19 protein-coding genes and 1 pseudogene are annotated in these 15,027 nt (G+C 64.0%); 13 read left to right on the top strand and 7 right to left on the bottom strand.

Features of this window, described 5'->3' with window-relative positions; all coding sequences use genetic code 11:
* Both FNJ47_RS22135 and FNJ47_RS22130 read left to right on the top strand, forming a co-directional pair.
* Positions 1–569 (top strand): GyrI-like domain-containing protein (locus tag FNJ47_RS22135; RefSeq protein ID WP_163156850.1); only part of this gene is annotated, 569 nt, incomplete at its 5' end.
* A 5-nt stretch (positions 570–574) separates the two neighbouring features.
* The gene (locus FNJ47_RS22130) at positions 575–1,291 is read left to right on the top strand and encodes an SIMPL domain-containing protein (protein ID WP_163156849.1); all 717 of its coding nucleotides are present in this window, start codon (positions 575–577) and stop codon (positions 1,289–1,291) included.
* Positions 1,292–1,436: 145 nt separating this feature from the next.
* Here FNJ47_RS22130 and FNJ47_RS22125 read toward each other — a convergent pair whose 3' ends face one another.
* A complete protein-coding gene (locus FNJ47_RS22125) occupies positions 1,437–2,417 on the bottom strand; it encodes an MBL fold metallo-hydrolase (protein ID WP_163156847.1) in 981 nt (326 codons plus the stop codon).
* 534 nt (positions 2,418–2,951) lie between these two features.
* Here FNJ47_RS22125 and ffh point away from each other — a divergent pair.
* The 3 genes from ffh (at position 2,952) to rimM (ending at position 5,456) form a co-directional block, all read left to right on the top strand.
* Complete coding sequence (ffh, locus tag FNJ47_RS22120; protein WP_163156844.1) at positions 2,952–4,499, top strand: signal recognition particle protein; 1,548 nt, start codon at positions 2,952–2,954, stop codon at positions 4,497–4,499.
* Between the two features lie 85 nt (positions 4,500–4,584).
* Positions 4,585–4,917: a 30S ribosomal protein S16 gene (gene rpsP / locus FNJ47_RS22115; protein WP_029081296.1), complete on the top strand. Its 333-nt coding sequence runs from the start codon at positions 4,585–4,587 to the stop codon at positions 4,915–4,917.
* Positions 4,918–4,934: 17 nt separating this feature from the next.
* Positions 4,935–5,456 carry a ribosome maturation factor RimM gene (rimM, locus tag FNJ47_RS22110; RefSeq protein ID WP_163156841.1) on the top strand — a complete coding sequence of 174 codons (522 nt, stop codon included), beginning with the start codon at positions 4,935–4,937 and terminating at the stop codon, positions 5,454–5,456.
* A gap of 10 nt (positions 5,457–5,466) precedes the next feature.
* Here rimM and gcvA read toward each other — a convergent pair whose 3' ends face one another.
* Entirely contained in the window at positions 5,467–6,378 is a 912-nt protein-coding gene (gene gcvA / locus FNJ47_RS22105) for a transcriptional regulator GcvA (protein WP_163156839.1), read from the bottom strand.
* 171 nt (positions 6,379–6,549) lie between these two features.
* On the opposite strand from gcvA, the gene FNJ47_RS22100 reads away from it, so the two are divergent.
* From FNJ47_RS22100 to rplS, 3 genes are all read left to right on the top strand, one after another.
* Positions 6,550–7,761, top strand: a complete 1,212-nt coding sequence (locus tag FNJ47_RS22100; RefSeq protein WP_163156837.1) for an MFS transporter — start codon at positions 6,550–6,552, stop codon at positions 7,759–7,761.
* A gap of 55 nt (positions 7,762–7,816) precedes the next feature.
* Complete coding sequence (trmD, locus tag FNJ47_RS22095) at positions 7,817–8,578, top strand: tRNA (guanosine(37)-N1)-methyltransferase TrmD (protein ID WP_163156835.1); 762 nt, start codon at positions 7,817–7,819, stop codon at positions 8,576–8,578.
* Positions 8,579–8,688: 110 nt separating this feature from the next.
* On the top strand, positions 8,689–9,069 hold the full coding sequence (gene rplS / locus FNJ47_RS22090; RefSeq protein ID WP_163156833.1) for a 50S ribosomal protein L19: 381 nt from the start codon (positions 8,689–8,691) through the stop codon (positions 9,067–9,069).
* Positions 9,070–9,239: 170 nt separating this feature from the next.
* On the opposite strand, the gene FNJ47_RS22085 is transcribed toward rplS, so the two are convergent.
* The gene (locus FNJ47_RS22085) at positions 9,240–9,404 is read right to left on the bottom strand and encodes a hypothetical protein (protein ID WP_163156781.1); all 165 of its coding nucleotides are present in this window, start codon (positions 9,402–9,404) and stop codon (positions 9,240–9,242) included.
* Positions 9,405–9,429: 25 nt separating this feature from the next.
* On the opposite strand from FNJ47_RS22085, the gene leuC reads away from it, so the two are divergent.
* The 3 genes from leuC to FNJ47_RS22070 all read left to right on the top strand — a co-directional run bounded on the left by leuC (position 9,430) and on the right by FNJ47_RS22070 (position 12,575).
* Positions 9,430–10,836: a 3-isopropylmalate dehydratase large subunit gene (leuC, locus tag FNJ47_RS22080; RefSeq protein ID WP_163156831.1), complete on the top strand. Its 1,407-nt coding sequence runs from the start codon at positions 9,430–9,432 to the stop codon at positions 10,834–10,836.
* Between the two features lie 75 nt (positions 10,837–10,911).
* Positions 10,912–12,096 (top strand): helicase domain-containing protein, encoded by a 1,185-nt coding sequence (locus FNJ47_RS22075; protein ID WP_163156829.1) that lies wholly within the window; start codon positions 10,912–10,914, stop codon positions 12,094–12,096.
* 269 nt (positions 12,097–12,365) lie between these two features.
* A complete protein-coding gene (locus tag FNJ47_RS22070; RefSeq protein WP_163156827.1) occupies positions 12,366–12,575 on the top strand; it encodes a hypothetical protein in 210 nt (69 codons plus the stop codon).
* Between the two features lie 68 nt (positions 12,576–12,643).
* Here the strand turns inward: FNJ47_RS22070 and FNJ47_RS22065 are convergent.
* Positions 12,644–12,856: pseudogene (locus tag FNJ47_RS22065) on the bottom strand (hypothetical protein); the annotation flags it as partial.
* 268 nt (positions 12,857–13,124) lie between these two features.
* On the opposite strand from FNJ47_RS22065, the gene FNJ47_RS22060 reads away from it, so the two are divergent.
* Positions 13,125–13,418 carry a DUF1330 domain-containing protein gene (locus FNJ47_RS22060; RefSeq protein ID WP_163156825.1) on the top strand — a complete coding sequence of 98 codons (294 nt, stop codon included), beginning with the start codon at positions 13,125–13,127 and terminating at the stop codon, positions 13,416–13,418.
* A 63-nt stretch (positions 13,419–13,481) separates the two neighbouring features.
* Here the strand turns inward: FNJ47_RS22060 and FNJ47_RS22055 are convergent, their stop codons facing one another.
* Positions 13,482–13,811 carry a hypothetical protein gene (locus FNJ47_RS22055; protein WP_163156779.1) on the bottom strand — a complete coding sequence of 110 codons (330 nt, stop codon included), beginning with the start codon at positions 13,809–13,811 and terminating at the stop codon, positions 13,482–13,484.
* A gap of 127 nt (positions 13,812–13,938) precedes the next feature.
* Positions 13,939–14,181 carry a hypothetical protein gene (locus FNJ47_RS22050; RefSeq protein ID WP_163156823.1) on the bottom strand — a complete coding sequence of 81 codons (243 nt, stop codon included), beginning with the start codon at positions 14,179–14,181 and terminating at the stop codon, positions 13,939–13,941.
* A 252-nt stretch (positions 14,182–14,433) separates the two neighbouring features.
* Between FNJ47_RS22050 and FNJ47_RS22045 the strand changes: the two genes are divergently transcribed.
* Positions 14,434–14,661, top strand: a complete 228-nt coding sequence (locus tag FNJ47_RS22045; RefSeq protein WP_163156777.1) for a hypothetical protein — start codon at positions 14,434–14,436, stop codon at positions 14,659–14,661.
* Here FNJ47_RS22045 and FNJ47_RS22040 read toward each other — a convergent pair.
* Entirely contained in the window at positions 14,658–14,984 is a 327-nt protein-coding gene (locus tag FNJ47_RS22040; RefSeq protein ID WP_163156821.1) for a hypothetical protein, read from the bottom strand. The two genes, FNJ47_RS22045 and FNJ47_RS22040, sit on opposite strands and share 4 nt — an antisense overlap.
* Positions 14,985–15,027 lie beyond the last annotated feature (43 nt).

The following is a 15,027-nucleotide window of genomic DNA, read 5'->3' as shown; positions in this document are numbered from 1 at the left end:
CGCCATCGGCAACGCCCGTGCCGCCGCCGGCCGAGACCAAGTCGCCGGCCGACAGCCCGGCTGCGTCGCAGTCCCCAACGCCGCCGCCGGCCGCCCCGGTGCAGACCGCCGACCCCTTCGGCGAGCCGTTCACGCTCGAGCCGAAGAAAGTCGTCATGTTGAAGGGCACGGCCAACTGGGATTCGGCCTTCGACGCGCTGATCGAGGCGTTCAAGCAGCTCACCGCGCTGCTCGACAAGGACGGCATCAAGGCATCGGGCAATCCGATGATCGTCTACACCTCGACCGACGACACCGGCTTCACCTTCATCGCCGAAATCCCGATCGACCAGGACGCGAAGAACCTCGGCAAGAACATGAGCATGGGCAACTCACCCGACGGCAAGGCGCTGAAGTTCGTCCATCGCGGTTCCTACGACAACATGGACAACACCTACGAGGCGATCACCAATCACCTCGACGACAAGAAGCTCGAAGCCAAGGACACCTTTATCGAGGAATACATCACCGACCCGCTGAAGACCGCCGAAGACAAGCTTGTGATCAACGTCTACGTACCCCTGAAGTGAACCACATGACCCATCGCCTCCCCTTTGCTGCCGCCCTCGTCGCGACCACTCTGCTGGCTACGCCCGCACTGGCCGACAACGACTTTCCGCCGGCGATTTCGGTCACCGGCGAGGCGACCGTATCGGCCGCGCCCGACCAGGCGCAGCTCGACGCAGGCGTCACCACCGACGGCAAGACCGCACGCGAGGCGACCGAAGCCAACAATGTGACGATGGGCAAGGTGCTGGCCGCGCTGAAGGGCGCCGGCATCGCGGAGAAGGACTATCAGACCTCGCGGCTGTCGTTGCAGCCGCAATTCGCCAACCGCCCGCCGTCGTCGCCGAACGCTCCGCCCACCATCGTCGGTTATCACGCCAGCAATCGCGTCACGATCAGGCTGCACGACGTGAGCAAGGTCGCCAGCGTCATCGATGTGCTGGTGGGTGCCGGCGCCAACGATATCGGCGAGCTCAGTTTCTCGGTGTCGCAGGCCTCCAAGCTGCTCGATGACGCCCGCGAAAAGGCCGTCGCCGACGCCCGCCGCAAGGCGGAGATCTACGCCAGGGCCGCGGGCGTCACGCTCGGCACGCCCTTGAATATCGCGGAAGTCGGCTCGGCGCCGGTCCCGGTGTTCCGCGCCAAGATGGCTACGGCCGGATTCGCCGCGCCGACGCCAGTGGCGCAGGGCGAAGAAACGCTGACGGTCAATGTCAGCGTCTCCTGGGCGATCAAGGAGAAGTAACTCGGGGCGGACAATCAACGTCGTCCCGGCGAAGGCCGGGACCCAATACCACCGAGTTTGGTTGTGAACGGAATCGTGGCCCCAGCGTCGCGCAACAATCAACATTTGGGGTAATGGGTCCCGGCCTTCGCCGGGACGACACCGTCTAAATCTCGAACACCTGCCCCGGCTTCAGCGCCACGAACTTCTCGCGCGGCACCTTGGCCGCATCGAGCGCTTCGCCCAAGGCGATCGCCGGCGCGTCGATCGCCTCGTCGGTGAGTTGGAACGTGCCGTGGTGATGCGCCAGCGCCTGCGCCGCGCCGCAGTCGGCCAGCGCCTTCACCGCGTCCTCCGGATTCATGTGCTGGTCGCGCATGAACCAGCGCGGCTCATAGGCACCGATCGGCAGGATCGCCAGCCGCAACGGGCCGTGCGCCTCGGCAACCCGGCGGAAATGACGACCGTCGCCATAGCCGGAATCGCAGACGATGTAGAGCTTGCCGACGGGCGTCTCCAGCACGAAGCTCGCCCACAGCGCCTTGTTGCGGTCGAACAGGCCGCGCGCCGACCAGTGCCGCGTCGGCACCAGCGTCACCGCAAGACCATTGCCGAGCTCGACGCGCTGATGCCAGTCGAACGCCTCGACCTTGATCGCGGCATCGGCCGCGCGCATCGTGACATCGTTGCCGAGCGGCGTGATGACGCGCGGTGCAAACGCGGCGTTGAGCTTCGACAGCGTCGCTGTGTCGAGATGATCGTAATGACCATGCGACACCAGCACGACGTCGATCCCAGGCAGCTTGTCGAACGCGATGCCGGGATCATTGTGCCGCTTGGGACCTGCGAAGCTGAACGGCGAGGCCCGCATCGACCACACCGGATCGACCAGGATGTTGAGGCCTGCGGCCTGAATCAGCCAGCTCGCATGACCGACGAAGCAGAATCGGACCTTGTCGCCATCGACGCGCGGCGGCGGCGTATCGGCATAGGGGCTCGGCGCCGATTCGGGCCAGACCGCGCGCTTGCGGCCGCCACCGAACTGCCAGCGCAGCACCTCGCCGAGCGACTTCGGCGGCGCTCCGTCCGGGTCGAAAAAGTGCAGGCCGTCGAAATGATCGGAGACGGGGCCGTCGTAGGTTTTCATTTAGGTCATCCAGATCGAGGGCACGTCGATCGCAACGGCGGCTCCGGTCAAGGTTGCGAGAACGCGGCGGCGGGTGATGGGCAAGCGGGTTCCCAAACAGGAGGCGGGCTCCGGTTATATGGGTGGCAGCAGCAGATTCTGAACCAGATCGATAAATCGACGTAATTTCAGTATCTTAATGACTAGACCGGGCGCCTGGCGGCGAAACTTTCCTTGACTTTGCCGCCCCAGCAGCGTTTAACGCCGCGACTTTCTCGGAAAGCTCCGTCTTTTCGACCCGCCGACTGGTCCTGGAGGCCAGAGGCCAACGCCCGACAGCGCGATGCGCCCTCGGGCGCGAAAGTGTTTGGACCACCGTCTTGGCACGGCACCGAGGCAGACTATCTGGTCATCACCCGCGAAAGCGGGTGATCCAGTATTCCAGAGCAGTTCGGATTGAACCGAGAGGCCGCGGCGTACTGGATACCCCGCTTTCGCGGGGTATGACGAGCAACGAGTGACGCGCTCTCAGGGGCGTAACGAAGGACAACGGCATTGTTCGACAATCTGTCGGAACGGCTTGGTGGCATTCTCGATCGTCTGACGGGGCGCGGCGCGCTGACCGAAAAGGACGTCGATGCCGCGATGCGCGAGGTGCGCCGTGCGCTGCTCGAAGCCGACGTCGCGCTCGAAGTGGTCCGCAGCTTCATCGACCGGGTCCGCGAGCAGGCGATCGGCGCCACCGTCGTCAAGTCGGTGACGCCGGGCCAGATGGTGGTGAAGATCGTCCATGACGAACTCGTCGCTACGCTCGGTTCCGACGGCCAGACCATCGACATCAACGCCGTGCCGCCGGTGCCGATCATGATGGTCGGTCTGCAAGGCTCGGGTAAGACCACCACCACCGCAAAGCTCGCGCGCCGCATGGTCCAGCGCGACAAGCGCAAGGTGCTGATGGCCTCGCTCGACGTCTACCGCCCGGCGGCGATGGAGCAACTCGCGGTGCTCGGCCGCGACCTCGACATTCCGACCTTGCCGATCGTCGCCGGCCAGATGCCGCCGCAGATCGCCCGGCGGGCGCTGGAAGCCGGCAAGCTCGGCGGCTACGACGTCGTGCTGCTCGACACCGCCGGCCGCACCACGCTCGACGAAGACATGATGAAGGAGGCGGCCGAGATCAAGGCTGCCGCCAACCCGCATGAAGTGCTGCTGGTCGCGGACAGCCTCACCGGCCAGGACGCGGTCAACCTTGCACGCTCGTTCGACGAGCGCGTCGGCCTCACCGGCATCGTGCTGACGCGCGTCGACGGCGATGGCCGCGGCGGCGCCGCGCTGTCGATGCGCGCGGTGACCGGCAAGCCGATCAAGCTGCTCGGCACCGGTGAAAAGACCGACGCGCTGGAAGACTTCCATCCGAACCGCATCGCCGGCCGCATCCTCGGCATGGGCGACGTGGTCTCGCTGGTCGAGAAGGCTGCCGCCAACATCGATGCCGAAAAGGCCGCGCGCACCGCCGAGCGCATGCGCAAGGGTCAGTTCGACCTCAACGACATGCGCGAGCAGCTGCAGCAGATGGCGAACATGGGCGGCATCGGCGGCCTGATGGGGATGATGCCCGGCATCTCCAAGATGAAGAACCAGATTGCGGCCGCCGGCATCGACGACAAGATCCTGAAGCGCCAGGTCGCGATTATCGATTCGATGACCCGGCAGGAGCGTAAGAACCCGGACCTGCTGAAGGCGAGCCGCAAGAAGCGCATCGCGGCCGGCGCCGGCCAGAGCGTCGAGCACGTCAACAAGCTTCTGAAGATGCACCGGAACATGGCCGACATGATGAAGGCCATGGGAAGCGGCAAGCGCGGCCCGCTCGCCGGCATCGCGCAGGCGATGGGTTTTGGCGGCGGCATGAAGCCGCCGTCAGCCGAGGAGATGAAGGCGCTCGCCGAGAAGATGCAGGGCGGCGCCGGCGGCGGCCTGCCCAATCTGCCGAAGGATTTGCCCGCAGGCCTCCGCGGTGGCCTGCCGAACGTGCCGGGCCTGACCGGCCTTTCCGGCAAGCCGATGCTGCCGGGCCTCGGCGGCTTCCCGGGCAAGAAGAAATGAGGAATTCGTCGCGACGGCCCACATACGGCCGGCGCGACGCGGAATGCCAATCAATCGAACACATCGACCTTTGAAGGAGAACTAAATGTCCGTTGTTATCCGCCTCGCTCGCGCAGGCACCAAGAAGCGTCCGGTCTATCACGTCGTCGTCGCCGACTCGCGCTTCCCGCGCGATGGCCGCTTCATCGAGCGTCTCGGCCACTTCAACCCGCTGCTGCCGAAGGACAACGAGGCCCGCCTGAAGCTCGACATGGACAAGGTGAAGGCCTGGCTCGCCAAGGGCGCGCAGCCGTCGGATCGCGTGACCCGCTTCCTCGACGCCGCCGGCGTCGTGAAGCGCACCGCGCGCAACAACCCGGAGAAGGCCGTGCCGCGCAAGGAGCGCAAGGCGCAGGCCGAAGCCGCCGCCAAGGCTTAAGCTGAACGGCGACCACGGTGACTGCACCGGTCTGTGTCGCCCGTATCGGCGCTGCGCATGGTGTGCGCGGCGCCGTCCGGCTGTGGACGTTCACCGAAGATCCGCTGGCCGTGAAGGACTACGGCCCGCTGATGACCAAGGACGGCGCGCGCCAGTTCGAGGTCACGCATCTGCGCGAGGCCAAGGACCATCTGGTGGTGACGCTGAAGGGCGTCGCCAGCCGCGATGATGCCGAACGGCTCAACGGCCTCGAGCTCTACGTTCCGCGCGACCGGCTGCCGGAAACCGACGATGGTGAATACTACCACACCGACCTGATCGGCCTCGCCGCGGTAACGACATCGGAGCAGCCGCTCGGCAAGGTGATCGCGATCCATAATTTCGGCGCCGGCGACATCATCGAGATCGCCCCGCCGCAGGGCGCGACGATGCTGCTGCCCTTCACCAACGCCGTTGTGCCGACCGTCGATCTCGCTGGCGGCCGCGTCGTGATCGACCTGCCGCAGGAGATCGACGGCGACGATCCGTCGGCTGCCTGATCAATATTCTTCAGCCTGTCATCCGACCCTGCTGCTCGAGCCAGTCGCAGAACACCGCACTGTGCGGATCGTTGCTGCGCCCTGCCGGAAAATAAGCGAAGTAGCTCCGCGCCGGCAGGCTGACATCCGGAAACGGCGTCACCAGACGCCCGGCCGCGAGGTCGTCGGCAATCAGCGCCGTCGGTCCCATCGCAACGCCAAGACCATCGAGCGCGGCCTGTATCGTCAGATAGAAATGATCGAAGGTCAGCGACGCCGCCGGCTCCAGCGCGGATTGCCCGGCCTCGGTGAGCCAGTCGCGCCACAGCCGCGGCATCGACGTGACGTGCAGCAACGTATGCCGCGAGAGATCCGCGATCTCATGCAGCGGCAGTTGCGCCGATAGCGACGGGCTGCACACCGGCAATCTCCGCTCCGACACCAGGAAACGTGACGAGAAGCCGTGAAACGTATCGGGCCCGCCGCGGATCACGACGTCGAATGGTTCAGGCAGCGCATCCACCGGATCGTTCGACGTGCTCAAGCGCACCTCGATATCGGGATGCTCGGCGCGAAACCGGCTCATCCGCGGCAGCAGCCAGCGCAGGCTGAAGGTCGCGAGCGCGTTGACGCGCAACACAGCGACCGCCGCGTCGCTGCGGCGCGCGCGATGCTGCTGCACAGCCGCCGAAATCCGGTCGAGCGCCGGCGCGAACTCTGCCAGCAATGCCGCGCCGGCCGGTGTCAGCACCACGCGCCGAACCGATCGCCGAAACAGCGCCGGCGCGCCCAACCATTCCTCGAGCAGGCGGATCTGCTGGCTGACCGCGCCATGCGTCACGCTGAGCTCGGCGGCGGCTTCCTTGAAGCTGCCGAGCCGTGCAGCGGCCTCGAAAGCGCGGACCGCATTGAGCGGCGGCAGGCTGCGGCGTGGGACGAACATGATTCCTCGATACCAGATTTTCTAACACATGATCCGATTATTACTGGTTTGTGACAGCGGATCAAACGGCGCATAATGCCTAGTAAGATATTCGTATGTCTTTACTTTCAAGAGCACCTTCCTGATGCCCACCCGCGCTAATGTTAGATTTTCTTGCCCGGAAAGGTGGCGATGAGCGTGTCCGCTGAAGCCGGCGCATCCTCTCCCGGCAGCACCAGGGCGGCCCGTACGCTGGCCGTGACCGGGCTGAACCACGCCCTCCACGACGGCTATACCGACCTGATCTACGTGCTGCTGCCGGTCTGGCAGGCCGAATTCGCGCTGAGCTACGGGCTGCTGGCCTTGCTGCGCGGGCTCTATGCGGGAGCGATGGCCGGGCTGCAGATCCCGGTCGGACGCATCGCCGAGCGCATCGACGGCAAGGTCATCCTGGTCGCAGGCACAGCGCTTTCGGCGCTCGGCTACGTGTTCGCCGGATTTTCGGGCGGCGTCATCGGGCTTGGCTTCGCGCTCGCGCTCTCCGGTGCAGGGTCGAGCACGCAGCATCCGATCGCATCATCGGCGGTGTCGCGCGCCTATGGTGCCGGCGCGCGCGGGCCGCTCGGCATCTACAATTTCTCGGGCGATCTCGGAAAGGCCGCGATCCCGGCACTGACCTCGGTCCTGCTCGTGATCATGTCATGGCGGCACACGCTGCTCGTGCTCGCATCGGCGGGATTGCTTGTCGCGATCTGCGTCGCGCTCTGGATGCCGCCGGTCGGCAAGGGCGCCGAGCACAAGGCGGCCGCTGCGTCGCACCGCGAAGGCGCAGGCGGCGGCTTTCCCTGGCTGCTCGCGATCGGGATTCTCGACACCGCAGTCAGGATGGGCTTCCTCACCTTCCTGCCGTTCCTGTTGCGCGACAAGGGCGCGTCGCTGCCGACCAACGGTCTCGCGCTGGCGCTGGTCTTCATCGGCGGCGCCGCAGGGAAATTCACCTGCGGCTGGCTCGGCGAACGCGTCGGCACGCTGCGCACCGTGCTGATCACCGAAGGCGGCACGGCGGCGCTGATCGTTGCGGTGCTGCTGTTGCCGCTCGCACCGGCCATCGTGCTGCTGCCGCTGCTCGGGGTGATGCTCAACGGCACGTCCTCGGTGCTCTATGGCACGGTGCCCGAACTGACGCCGGCGCATCAGACCGAGCGCGCCTTCGCATTGTTCTATACCGGCACCATCGGATCGGGCGCGATCGCGCCTGTGCTCTACGGCCTGCTTGGCGACGCGCTCGGCCCGACGCTTGCCACCATGGCGACCGCGCTCACCGCGCTGGCGATCTGTCCGCTCGCAATGGTCCTCGCGCGGCATCTTGCCGGTGACGCCGGAACGCACCGCGCCGGCGCCTGACACCGCGATGATGCAGAGCCTCGACCTTCCGGCCGTGGTGCCGTAACCAGACGCCATGACATCGCAAGACCCTGCATCCCAAGCGACGATCTGGCGCGCCACCGTGCTGACCCTGTTCCCGGACATGTTTCCGGGACCACTCGGCGTCAGCCTGGCCGGCAAGGCGCTGGCAGGCGGCCTCTGGGCGCTCGAGGCGCGCGACATCCGGGCGTCGGCGACCGACAGGCACCGCAGCGTCGACGATACGCCGGCCGGCGGCGGGCCGGGCATGGTGCTGCGGGCCGATGTGCTGGCGGCGGCGATCGACGCCGCCGATATCGCGCCCGACCGCCCGCGCCTCTTGATGAGCCCGCGAGGTCGGCCTTTGACCCAGGACCAGGTCGCAGAGCTTGCGGCCGGGCCCGGCCCCCTGATCGTCTGCGGCCGCTTCGAGGGCATCGACCAGCGGGTGATCGAGGCCAGGGGGCTCGAGGAGATCTCGATCGGCGATTATGTGCTATCCGGCGGCGAGATCGCCGCGATGGCGCTGATCGACGCCTGCGTCCGCCTGTTGCCGGGGGTAATGGGCAAGCTGGCCTCGGGAACCGAGGAGAGTTTCTCCGAAGGACTACTGGAATACCCCCAATATACTCGCCCGCAGGAGTTCGAGGGCCGACAAATCCCGGAAATCCTGATTTCCGGCGATCATGCCAAGGTTGCGGCCTGGCGGCTGGCCCAATCCGAGGCCCTGACGGCGGCCCGGCGGCCCGACCTCTGGGCTCGGAAGGCCGGCCAAAAAGCCGCTCCGCGAGGGACAAAAAACACGACAGACGGGTGACAAACCCTGCGCTTTGCCTTATAGGCACGGCCTAATCCGCACACGCGCAGGATAGATGGACGTTTGCGCAGCCCCCATACAGGCTGGGCGCGCCGCCGATGGAGATTTCGATGAACCTTATTCAGCAGCTCGAAAAAGAGCAGTTCGACAAGCTCGCCGCCACCAAGACCATTCCCGAATTCGGCCCCGGCGACACCGTCATCGTCAACGTGAAGGTGGTCGAAGGCGACCGTACCCGCGTGCAGGCCTATGAAGGCGTTTGCATCGGCCGCTCCGGCCAGGGCCTCAACGAAAGCTTCACCGTGCGCAAGATCTCCTACGGCGAAGGCGTCGAGCGCGTCTTCCCGGTGATGTCGCCGATGATCGACTCGATCAAGGTCGTGCGTCGCGGCAAGGTGCGTCGCGCCAAGCTCTATTACCTGCGCAACCTGCGCGGCAAGTCGGCCCGCATCGTCGAGAAGCAGGACCGCCAGACCGCCGTCGGCGAGTAACGTTTCCCTTCCAGGAGATGTGACCAAAAGCGCGGGGCAGGCCCCGCGCTTTTTTGTTGCGGCATACCTATCTGACTTGCAGGCCCGCGCATCGATCGATTGTCGCGGGCGCGAGCCCTGTGTTAGAAATTTAGAATGGTTCCGGATCAAGCAAGCCAGTGCTGCCCAAGTCAGATCTGCCAGCGCGTCGTGATCGACGATCGCTCGCGGCTGCCCGGCCGCTTCTTCGGGCGCTTTGCGACGTCGGCAACGTCTGAGCTTAGACGCGCAGCGTAACGCTGCCTGGACGCTTTCGCCTGCCCGCGCACCGAGATGCGCTTAACGCCATTCACCACTGAATTTCTTCTGGAGCTGAAGCTCATGTCCAAACCGACCACGCTGTACGACAAGATCTGGAACGACCATCTGGTCCATGAGGCCGAGGACGGCACCTGCCTGCTCTATATCGACCGCCATCTGGTGCACGAGGTGACATCGCCGCAGGCGTTCGAAGGTCTGCGCGCCGCGGGCCGCAAGGTGCACGCGCCCGAGAAGACGCTTGCCGTCGTCGACCACAACATCCCGACCACCGATCGCTCGAAGCCGAACCCCGACCCTGAGAGCATCGAGCAGATGCGGGTGATGGCGGAGAACGCCAAGGAATTCGGCATCGAGTATTATAACGAGTTCGACAAGCGTCAGGGCATCGTCCACGTCATCGGCCCGGAGCAGGGCTTTACACTGCCCGGCACCACCATCGTCTGCGGTGACAGCCACACCTCGACGCATGGCGCGTTCGGCGCGCTCGCGCACGGCATCGGCACGTCAGAGGTCGAGCACGTGCTGGCGACGCAGACGCTGATCCAGAAGAAGGCCAAGAACATGCGCGCGATCGTCGACGGCAAATTGCCGGAAGGCGTGACCGGCAAGGACATCATCCTGGCGATCATCGGCGAGATCGGCACCGCCGGCGGCACCGGCTATGTGCTGGAATATGCCGGCGAGGCGATCCGTGCGCTGTCGATGGAAGGCCGCATGACGGTCTGCAACATGTCGATCGAAGGCGGCGCGCGCGCCGGCTTGGTCGCGCCCGACCAGAAGGCGTTCGACTTCCTGCGCGACCGCCCGAAGGCGCCGAAGGGTGCCGCCTGGGATGCCGCAATGCGCTACTGGGAGACGCTGCGCTCCGACGAGGGCGCGCATTTCGACCACGAGCTACGGCTGGACGCCGCAAAACTGCCGCCGATCGTCACCTGGGGCACCAGCCCTGAGGACGTCATCTCGATCACCGGCTTCGTGCCCGATCCGGACAAGATCGCGGATGAGGCCAAGCGTCTCTCGAAGCATCGCGCGCTGAAGTATATGGGCTTGACCGCCGGGACCAAGATCACCGACATCAAGCTCGACCGCGTCTTCATCGGCTCCTGCACCAATGGCCGGATCGAGGATCTGCGTGCCGCGGCGAAGATCGCCGAGGGCAAGACGGTCAACGCCAACGTCAACGCGATGATCGTGCCGGGTTCGGGCATCGTGAAGGAGCAGGCGGAAGCCGAGGGCCTCGACAAGATCTTCGTCAAGGCCGGCTTCGAATGGCGCGAGCCGGGCTGCTCGATGTGCCTTGCGATGAATCCGGACAAGCTGAAGCCGGAAGAGCGCTGCGCCTCGACCTCGAACCGCAACTTCGAGGGCCGGCAGGGCTTCAAGGGCCGCACCCATCTGGTGTCGCCCGCGATGGCCGCCGCCGCCGCGATCGCCGGACACTTCGTCGACGTCCGCGACTGGCGGTAACTTGTAAAGCGCCCTTCTCTTTCTGATAGTCCCCGGCTACATTGCAACTCTCAGTATTTTGCAGCCGGATTTCTGATGAAGGTATTGGGCTCTCCGAGAGCAACCCCCGAACAATTGCGGATCATAGGGGACACTCGCGTAGGAATCGAGATTATACGCGGAGCAGCGGGAAGTGGAAAAACGACCACAGCCTTGCTGCGTCTGCGAAATCTTTCCGACATGTTCAGATCACAGCATTCAAGGACAGGCTCGACGACGCCTGTCAAAGCTCTGGTGCTGACATATAACCGGACGCTTCGAGGATATGTGGAAGCTCTGGCAAGGGAACAAGCAAGTCGGAGTGGCGGCGTCGACCTCACGGTGAGCACATATGCTCAGTGGGCAGTTCACCTGACCAATAATCCACAGATTCATTCACGTCGCTCGACCGCGATTCTGGGCTTTGCTCGCCAGCGAGGCATCAAACTCCAGAACGAGTTTTTGTTTTCAGAGATCGAATATATCTTGGGTCGTTTCTCACCAAAAGATTACGATTCCTATCTTGATGTGGAACGGACCGGCCGTGGAATCGCGCCGCGAGTAGAGCGAGCGACCAGAGAGCGATTGCTCGCTGTAATTAATGATTACCGCGGATCGATAAAAAAGAGCGGAAGAATCGACTGGGAGGATCTGCCTCAAAGAGTTCGAGCGCTACCAGCCGAGAATTACGAAATTATCGTAGTCGATGAGGCGCAGGATTTTTCTGCAAACCAGCTGCGTTCGGTCGTCAAGCACTTGGCACCAACTAGTGCTTTGACGCTTGTTTTGGATACCGCACAACGCCTCTACCCTAGAGGCTACACTTGGGCCGAGGCTGGGATTGACGCGCGACAGGCGCGCTTTTACCGGCTGGAACAAAATCACCGAAATACAATCGAGATCGCAAATTTCGCACGAGGATTGCTTTCCGGTCTGACCGTGGATGATGATGGCACTCTGCCGGATTTGAAACACGCCACGAGACATGGGCCTCCGCCCCTTGTACTGCTCGGTAAATACTCAGCCCAACTTGATGCGGCAATTTCGTACATCAAGGGGAAAGTGAATCTTGACGAGGATAAGCGACGCTTATGCCCGAGACGATCAGGTGCCTTTGTTTCGAGACGACCAACCGTTACCAGCCGTTCGACCAGAAAAAAAGTATGCTCCTCCGAAAAAGGAGATCCAAAGCGGAGAGCACAGCTTCGACGATCTCGATGTCCTTACGGACAGCATTATTGAACGAGGGTTTAGACCGGAAGACATTGGACGAGCGCTTATTGAGTTGGCACAGGGCAAGTTCGCAATTGAGCGTTCGGCTGCATTTTCTGCCATTATAGCAAAAGCATTAGAGGCTAGACGAAGGCGCAAGCGACGGTAGTTGCGAGTCGCGCGCAGGCGTGGATACTTCTTGCACCTTGTTTCAAGCTCGAGCCGTTGTGGAAACGGCTCGTTAACGGGGCCCCCGCACACTGTCGCCTGGCGGAGACAAGCTTCGTGGGGAGCCTGAAGTGACCGACAAGCGCGAATATGTCGACATGGTCAGCGAGGCGACGCGGCAGAAGCGCCGCCGCGCCGCGCCGCGCATCGTCGATCCGCCTCCCGAAGTGAAGGAGACCTCGCGCCTCAGCCACTGGCCGCCGGACCGCTGGACGCAATGGCGGATGGAAAATCTGACGCCGTGGAAGATCAAGCCCTGGAAACTGAAGGACTGGGATTAGCGCACTCGCACGAGCGCGAATGACCTGGGAAAACGGGCGCTGTGAGGCGCCCGCTGTCATGTCAGCCCTTACCAATAGCCATACGGCCGCCAATAGTGACGATGGTGCCACCACGGCCGGCAGATCCGGCGCGGCCCGTAATAGGTCCAGATCACCCGGCAATGGCGGTGATGATAATAGGCCGGGTAATAATAATACGACGGTCCGTAGAAGTAGCGCCGATGGTGGAAGTGCCGGCGGTAATACGGCCGATAAACGTAGCGATAGCCGCCGCCGTAGAAGCAACAGCGCTTCGGCGCGTTGCTGCGAGGCGATCGACAATGTGAAGACCGCAGCCGCCGCAACACCGAGACGGCGCAGCAATCCACGCCGCAAACAGCTCTCCCTCATCTCTGAACCTACCTGACAATAGCAACGAGAACCGCGCTGCATGGCAGCCGGTCTCCTCGCGTTCATTGCAGTCGCTCCCGGCATGACGCTAAGAATGCGCAACTGAATGCGTCATGAACGCGCAAAGCGCCTGCGACGGAAAATCCGGAGAGAAGCCCAATGACTGTCTATGTGATCGTGCAACTCAAGATGACCGATCGCGCCGCCTATGATCGGTATCAGGCGCGCTTCTTCGACGTGTTCAGGAAATTCAACGGGCGGCTGCTGTCGGCCGACGAACATCCTGCGGTGCTCGAAGGCAGCTGGGATCGCGACAAGCTGGTGCTGATGTCATTCCCTGACGAAGCCGCATTCCGCGCCTGGTCGGAATCGCCTGAATACGTCGAGATCTCGAGAGATCGCAAAGCCGGTGCGCAGGGCATCGTGCTGCTGGCGAAGGGCTTCGCGCCTTGACGTCACCGGCGCAGCTCCGGTCGAGCGGAGCTGCACGTGTGTCGGTCTGCTATGCCGCGTGCGTCACCAGAACGGGCCGAACCCGAAGCCGAAGGTGAACGGAGCCGGCGCAGCATACGGATACGGCCGATAGTAGTACGGCCGCCCGTAGTAATAGGAGCCGTACGGCCGATAGTAGGAATAGGGCTGATAGTACGGTCGGTAGTAAGGCCGGTAGCCGCGATGATAGTGGTGACGATGGTGATGGTGATGACGGTGCTGCGCGCTGAAATCGGTCGCCTTGCGCTGTTGCGCGCCGGCCTGCGGCCTGGTTGAAGCCGCAGCAGTTGCCGATGCCGGCGCCGTCAATGCGAATGCACAAGCGACGGCGACAACGCCGATCCATCTCATCATGATCGACTCCTGCAGATTGCGTTGAACGTCATCTCGCACGCGCGAATCAGCCGGTTTAAAGGCTGACAACGACAACAGGCCCGCTGCTCACGGGCCTGTGTCTCAACTGCGCTGATACGCCGCGCGATCAGCGGCGCCAATGGCGGCGATGTCCCCAGCCACGGTGATGTCCGCGGTGCCAGCCACGATGCCAGCCATGGTTATGTCCATGGCCCCAGCGCACCTGCGTGGTGGTCTGGTTCGCGTTGTCCTGAACCGTTGCGGCGGTGCCCGGCGTCGCGAGTGACATCGCGTTCGCACGCTCGGCCGGCGCCGCCAAAACCAGCACGGCACCGACGGCCGCAAGTCCCAGAACCTTCATCACCTTCATGAGCTAATCTCCTTGATCTCTTGATGTCACGTCTTGCAACGACGATTCGGTTTCGAATCGATCCCCGTTGCCGCGACGCAGATCGCGAGCTGAATGCGGACGACGTGAGCGGGAAGTGAATTTCTGCGCCACGATCATGAATGCCGGTGGCGCGCTCAGGTTCCGACACAGCACGCGGTTTCTCGCCTTGGTGCGCAAACCCGGCATAGACTATCGTCGTATCTCACGTGCTCACTGTTGCAGGAGATTGCGGTGACACACACAGGCACACGCAGGCAGTTGCTTCGAACTGCACTCGCGACGCTCGCTGGTTCCATCATGCTCGCTGATATCGCGCTGGCCTCGCAAGGACCGGGCGGCGGCATGGGGACCGCAAGCCAGCTCACGCAAATGCTGATGGCGATCGCGGTCTATGGAACGGCGGGAGCGATCGCGGCTGTCGCAGTGATCAGCGCCGCGCACCGCCGGACGCGCAGCTAGCCGGGCCGCCAGAAGCAATTCATGCGCGGCGTGATCACCGTGCCGCTCGGCCGGTGCTCCTGCACGTAGGTCGCGGTGCAGTCACGCACGGCGTTCGGTCCGGGATTGTAGCGCGGGATGACATCCGGTTCCCAATGATCGGGCCGGGACCGGTAGATCGGCACGCGCTTCAGGTGGCGGCGCTCGACGACGCGCTCGCGCACGACCGGAGCCGCCTCGCCGACGCGCGCCTCGGCCGCCGCGCTCTGTGCCCGCGCCTCTCCCACTGGGAGCGAGAGCCCGACTGATGCCGCCAACAGCGCTGCCGCCACGATCCGTTTCATCACGCCACCCAAGCCCCATTAGTGGGCCGCACGGTCTCCCATT

It is taken from the genome of Bradyrhizobium uaiense (assembly GCF_010811875.1).
Classification (GTDB): Bacteria; Pseudomonadota; Alphaproteobacteria; order Rhizobiales; family Xanthobacteraceae; genus Bradyrhizobium; species Bradyrhizobium uaiense.
The sequence above is the reverse complement of the archived record's forward strand: the minus strand, read 5'-3'. Positions and strand labels throughout refer to the sequence as shown.